The 3,764-nt window shown below is 76.0% G+C and carries 4 protein-coding genes; 3 read left to right on the top strand and 1 reads right to left on the bottom strand.

The window, feature by feature from the left end:
- Both HCJ92_RS23015 and HCJ92_RS23010 read left to right on the top strand, forming a co-directional pair.
- A partial coding sequence (locus HCJ92_RS23015; protein ID WP_209311493.1) for a hypothetical protein occupies window positions 1-288 on the top strand: 288 nt, incomplete at its 5' end.
- Window positions 289-429: 141 nt separating this feature from the next.
- Window positions 430-1,077 carry a sigma-70 family RNA polymerase sigma factor gene (locus HCJ92_RS23010; protein ID WP_167935535.1) on the top strand — a complete coding sequence of 216 codons (648 nt, stop codon included), beginning with the start codon at window positions 430-432 and terminating at the stop codon, window positions 1,075-1,077.
- Window positions 1,078-1,319: 242 nt separating this feature from the next.
- Here the strand turns inward: HCJ92_RS23010 and HCJ92_RS23005 are convergent, their stop codons facing one another.
- Window positions 1,320-2,246 carry an LLM class flavin-dependent oxidoreductase gene (locus HCJ92_RS23005; protein WP_167935534.1) on the bottom strand — a complete coding sequence of 309 codons (927 nt, stop codon included), beginning with the start codon at window positions 2,244-2,246 and terminating at the stop codon, window positions 1,320-1,322.
- Between the two features lie 517 nt (window positions 2,247-2,763).
- Here HCJ92_RS23005 and HCJ92_RS23000 point away from each other — a divergent pair.
- On the top strand, window positions 2,764-3,729 hold the full coding sequence (locus HCJ92_RS23000; protein ID WP_338054341.1) for an HAD family hydrolase: 966 nt from the start codon (window positions 2,764-2,766) through the stop codon (window positions 3,727-3,729).
- The last annotated feature ends 35 nt before the right edge of the window (window positions 3,730-3,764 follow it).

Here is a 3,764-nt window from a genome sequence, read left to right as displayed (position 1 = left end):
GCCGGCGACGGGACGGCCGTGCGCGACGGCGGGGAGCGGGACCACGCCGACCGGCGGGCCCACCAGGACCGTGCCTCGGACGGCGTCGCCGCGCCCCGTGCCGAGTCGACCGTGGTCGGCGCTCCGCTGGGGGCTCCCTGCACCGGTTCGCACGGTCCCGTCGGTCATCGCCCCGCCGGACCGACCGGACCGGCCCCCGCCGTGGAGCTCAGCGGCGCCGCCCGTGCCGAGGAACACCGTGTCGCCGGTCACCTGCTGGACGGCCGCGGCCCGCGCCGACCGGGCTGAGGCGCCCGGCCCGGCCGCCGCGTCACGCCGACGCCCGTCCGGGCCGCCCCCGCCCCTCGCGCGCCCACCCCGGGCCGGAATCGCGCCACCGCAGCGGTGGCCCCACGCCTCCGGCCCCAGCAGGACACTGGAGACCCGGACATGACGGTGCTTCCCGGAACCGACGCCCCCACCGACGCCCCCGCCCACCACTGTCCGGTCCGCGGGCCCGGCCGCCGTTCCCTGGAGGAGCTGCTGGCGGCCTCGGGCACCGGCGACCAGGCCGCCTTCGCCGAGCTGTACGACCGGGTCGCCGGCCGCGTGCTGACGACCGCGCTGGCCGTGGTCCGCGACCGCTCACTGGCCGAGGACGTGGCGCAGGAGACGCTGCTCGACGTGTGGCGCAACGCTGCCCGGTACCACCCGGAGCGGGGCGGCGGCTGGGGCTGGGTGCTGCGGATCACCCACCGGCGCGCGGTCGACCGGGTGCGCCACGAGCAGGCGCTCTCCGCCCGCGAGGAGCGCTTCCAGCGGACCGACGCGTTCCACCCCTACGACCCGGTGGCCGAGTACGTGGACCGTGCCGCCGACGGGGAGACGGTCCTCGCCGGGCTGGACTCCCTCACCGCGCTCCAGCGCGAGGCGATCACCCTGGCCTTCTACGAGGGACTGAGCTACCCGCAGGTCGCCCGACAGCTAGACCTCCCGCTGGGGACGGTCAAGACGCGGATGCGGGACGGGCTGAAGCGGCTCCGGACCCGGCTCGGCCACCTCCGCGACCGCACCCCGGAGGCACGTCACGCGGCCTGAGGGCGCGCCGCCCGGCCGGGCGGCGCCCGTCGGGCCCCGTCGCTCCCGCCGATGCCGGGCGCGGGCCCGCGGTGCCGCCGGAGGCATCGGTCCGCACGGCGGCGACCCGCGGCGACCTGCCGCCTTGTCGCGGTCCGCACGGGGCGAGCGGGTCGGAGGGCGGGCGGCGCCGGTGAGCGGACCCGGCTCGGCTCCGCGGGCGTGCCGGTGGCCCGATCGGACAGCCTGCGGGCGGACCCGGATCAGGCGGTGAGCTGGGAGAGCCCCTCGGTCGCGATGCGCTCGAACAGGTCCTGGTCGGCGGCGAACACCGAGTCGGGGATCGGCCAGTGCACCAGCATCTCGGTGAACCCCAGTTCGTGGACGCGCCCGGCGAGGTCGACGAAGGCGTCCACCGACTCCAGCGGGCGGTGCGGGGTGAAGCCGGTCAGGAGCACCTTGCCGATGGCGCCCGGCTCCCGGCCCGCCTCGGCGCAGGCCCCGGCGAGCCGGTCGACCTGGCGGGCGAGTCCGTCCAGCGCCTCCTTGGGTGAGGCGTCCGCCGTCGACGGGTCGCCCGTGGTGACCCACGCCTGGCCGTGGCGGGCGGCGAGCCGCATGCCACGCGGCCCCGTCGCAGCGATCGCGAACGGCAGTCGGGGCCGCTGCACGCAGCCGGGGATGTTGCGCACGTCGCGGGCCGAGTAGAAGTCGCCCTTGAAGGAGACCCCGCCGGGGCCGCCCTCGGTCAGCAGCCGGTCGAGGAGCGGCACGAACTCCCCGAAGCGGTCGGCGCGTTCGCGGGGGGTCCAGGCGTCGTGGCCGAGAGCGGTGGCGTCGAACCCGTTGCCGCCCGCACCGATGCCCAGCGTGACGCGGCCGTCGGCGACGTCGTCGAGGGTGATCAGGTCCTTGGCCAGGGTGACCGGGTGGCGGAAGTTCGGCGAGGTCACCATGGTGCCGAGCCGCAGCCGGTCGGTGACCGCCGCCGCGGCGGTCAGCGTCGGGACGGCGCCGAACCACGCCTGGTCGCGGAAGCTGCGCCAGCTGAGGTGGTCGTAGGTGTAGGCCGTGTGGAAGCCCAACTCCTCCGCGCGCTGCCAGACCTGCCTACCCCCCTGCGACCAGCGACGTACCGGCAGGATCACGGTGGAGAGCCGCAGCGGGGCGGCGGGGGGTGAATCAGCCATGGGAGGCAGAGTAGGCCATTCGGCCACCTCTGCCCCGCCCCGCGTCGGCCCCGCCACCGGCGCGCGGTGCGGTGCGGCGGTCCGCGTACGCCCGCGTGTGTCGCCCACCCGGTCCGGGTGCGGGGCACGGCGGAAGGGGCCACGCACGGCTCGTCCGCGTATCGGGGGTGAGCGGCACCGCGGTCGGGTGGCGCTCGGCCGGGTGACGGGTCCCGGCAGTGGCGGCGGCGCGCACGGGGCGCACCGGGAAGTCGCCCGGCACCACCCCTGGGGCTGTCACGCGGCGCTCACGCACCGTTCCGAGGCTGTCGGGCGGCGGTATACGGCCAAGGGTGGTCTTTCGGTCGGGTGGTGACCGGTGACCGGTCCGGCGGTGCAATTCGGGAGGTTCGGCCCGGCGGTGCGGGGACGTGCGTCGGGTAACGTCCGGTGTCGCCCGTTAGGGGCGATTTATCCTCTGGCTCATCCGTGACCACTACTGCACACATGTGCTGGCATATGCGCGAGGATTATTGCCGTGACCGAGACTCACCGCGTACGTCCTCATCCGGAACACCGTCCCCGACTCATCGCCACCGACCTCGACGGCACGCTCCTCGCCGACGATCGCACCGTCTCGCGCCGCACTCTCGACGCGCTCGCCGCCGCATCCGACGCCGGTGTCGAGACCGTCTTCGTGACCGGGCGGCCCGCCCGCTGGCTGGAGGTGGTGAGCGCCGTCCGGGACCGGACGGTCGCCATCTGCGCCAACGGCGCCGCCATCGCGGACCTCACCGCTTTCGGCACCGGCGACCCCGCCGCCGACCCCGCCGCGCCGGTCGCCGGCGGTGGCCTCCCGCAGTCCGCCGCACCCCGGCTCATCGAGGTCCACCAGCTCCTCCCCGAGGACGCCCGTGCCCTGGCCGTCGCATTGCGCTGCGCCGTGCCGGGCATCACCTTCGCGGTGGAGCGGACCACCGGCATGCACTACGAGCCGGACTACCCGACGTACTTCCCCGGCGCCGTGGCCGGTGTCGCCCCCATCGAGAAACTCCTCGACGAGACCGCCGAGTTCGCGGACCAACCGATCATCAAACTGCTCGCCCGCCACACCGCGACCGACCCGGACCGGCTGCTCGCCGCCGCACGCGCCGCCGCCCCCGGGATGGGGGAGTTCACCCGCTCCAGCGCCAGCGCCCTGGTCGAGATCAGCGCCAGGGGAGTGAGCAAGGCGACCACTCTGGCCGCTTACTGCGCCCGCCGGGGCCTGGGACCCGAGGACGTGGTGGCCTTCGGCGACATGCCGAACGACCTGGAGATGCTCGGCTGGGCCGGCCGCTCCTACGCGATGGCCAACGCCCACCCCGACGTGCTGGCGGTGGCCACCCACCGCACCGCGGCCAACACCGAGGACGGCGTGGCCCGAGCGGTCGAGGCGATGCTCGCCGACCTCCCCGCCCCCGCCGGTGCCGGGGCGCTCGCCGGCGGAGTGCCGGGGCGCTGACCCGGGCGGGCGTGGGGCGTACCGCGCCCCACGCC

The sequence above is a fragment of the Streptomyces spiramenti genome, assembly GCF_012034385.1.
GTDB lineage: Bacteria > Actinomycetota > Actinomycetes > Streptomycetales > Streptomycetaceae > Streptomyces > Streptomyces spiramenti.
Note: the sequence above shows the minus strand (reverse complement) of the source record. Positions and strands in the feature narration are given on the sequence as shown.